This window comes from Acidisphaera sp. L21 (genome assembly GCF_009765685.1).
Lineage (GTDB): Bacteria > Pseudomonadota > Alphaproteobacteria > Acetobacterales > Acetobacteraceae > LMUY01.
In genome coordinates this window covers 1-1841 of sequence record NZ_LMUY01000144.1, presented here as the reverse complement: position 1 = coordinate 1841, position 1841 = coordinate 1, and the positions used below count along the sequence as shown (strand labels likewise).

The 1841-nt window shown below is 64.4% G+C and carries 2 protein-coding genes; both read left to right on the top strand.

From position 1 onward, the window contains the following. The coding region (locus tag GSQ76_RS26480) for a molybdopterin dinucleotide binding domain-containing protein (RefSeq protein WP_272482691.1) at positions 1 to 561 on the top strand (561 nt) is incomplete at its 5' end. A 33-nt stretch (positions 562 to 594) separates the two neighbouring features. Further along, positions 595 to 1836, top strand: a complete 1242-nt coding sequence (chrA, locus tag GSQ76_RS26475) for a chromate efflux transporter (RefSeq protein ID WP_158747087.1) — start codon at positions 595 to 597, stop codon at positions 1834 to 1836. The last annotated feature ends 5 nt before the right edge of the window (positions 1837 to 1841 follow it).

Sequence of the window (1841 nt, the reverse complement as noted above, 5' to 3'; positions counted from 1 at the left end):
CGCTGGATCGACGTCCAACTCCCCTTCCGCGAAGCCCACTTCCTCGACGGCTTCGCCCACAAGGACGGCAAATTCCACTTCCGCGCCGACTGGAAGGCCCTGGGCGACACCGAAGGAAAACTCCCCCAACTGCCCGACTGGGCCCCTCTCACGGACCTCGCCACCGAGGACCGCCCCCTCCGCCTGGTCGCCGCCCCCGCCCGCCAATTCCTCAACTCCACCTTTACCGAGACCCCCACCGCCCGCAAACGCGAAGGCCGCCCCCAAGCCCTGATCGCCCCCGCCGACGCCGCCCGCTTCGGCATCGCCGACGGCGCCCTCATCCGCCTCGGCAACCAACGCGGCGAGGTCGTCCTCCACGCCCGCCACGTCCCCGGCCAAACCCCCGGCACGGTGGTGGTCGAAAGCATCTGGCCCGCCACCTCCTTCGGCGGCCTCCAACACGGCATCAACGTCCTCACCAGCGACGAACCCGCGCTCCCCGCCGGTGGTGCGGTGTTCCACGACACCGCCGTGTGGATGCGCGCCGAAGAGGCCACGGTGATGCTGGCCGCGGAATAGGCAAGGCCTAAGCACGGGGCTTCGCCCTTGTCGATGAAACCAGATACCGCAGAGCGCGCCTCCAACTCGCCGCTGGAAATCTTGCTGATTTTCCTGCGGCTGGGCTGCACCTGCTTCGGCGGCCCGGTTGCGCATCTCGGATACTTTCATGCGGAATTCGTCCATCGACGCGGATGGCTGACTGAACGCGCTTATATCGATCTGGTCGCCCTATCACAGTTCCTGCCCGGCCCGGCATCAAGTCAGACCGGGTTCGGGATCGGACTAATGCGAGGTGGCTTGCTTGGCGGTTTGGCAGCTTGGACGGGCTTCACGCTGCCTTCGGCGATCCTTATGACCCTCTTCGCGTTTGGTGCAGGGACGATTGCCGATTCTCGCGCTGGCGCGGGCTTGCTTCATGGCCTCAAACTTGCCGCCGTGGCAATCGTTGCCCAAGCCGTCATGGGTATGGCGCGCAGTTTATGCCCAGATCGCGCACGTGCCTCGATTGCAACCGTAGCTCTCATCGTGATGCTGCTTGCGCCTTGGTCGCTTCTTCAAATTGGCACAATCGTCGCGGGTGGTCTCGCGGGCCTCGTGCTGTGCCGGGCTGACGCGGATCAAGCGATCGACGAAATCGCGATGCCGCTGTCGCGCATACGGGGAGCCGTTTGCCTCATCGGTTTCTTCGTTCTTCTCGCCTTTGCTTTGTTGCCGATCCACTCCGATGCCGTGGCGTTGTTCGACGCCTTCTATCGATCCGGCGCGCTCGTGTTCGGCGGCGGCCATGTGGCGCTGCCCTTGCTGGACGACGCCGTGGTCTCACCGGGCTGGGTCTCCGACAACACCTTCCTAGCAGGATATGGCGCGGTTCAAGCCGTGCCTGGACCGCTGTTTACCTTCTCCGCCTATCTGGGAGCGGTCGCCAGCATTCCGCCGGGTGGCGTCATGGGTGCTGCCATCGCATTGGTCGCGGTCTTCCTGCCTGGAATCTTGTGCCTCTTGGGCACGCTGCCATTCTGGCGTGTGTTACGCGCCAGAACCGACGCGCAAGCGGTGATGCGCGGTGCCAATGCCGTCGTCGTCGGCCTGCTCGGAGCCGCGCTCTACAATCCGGTCTGGATCAGCGCAGTGTTGAGCCCGGCGGATTTGGCGATTGCCGCGACGGGCTTCGTCCTTCTTGTCATCTGGCGTGCACCGCCGCTTCTCGTGGTTGGGCTATCGGCAGCCATCGGAATGGGCCTGAGCTTGATGCACAAGTCTTGCAGACCGTGTGAAAACGCGATTCGAAGGTGAAATAG

Coding starts and splice junctions, on each gene's coding strand:
- chrA (WP_158747087.1), top strand. CDS start 595: ATGAAACCAGATACCGCAGAGCGCGCCTCCAACTCGCCGCTGGAAATC.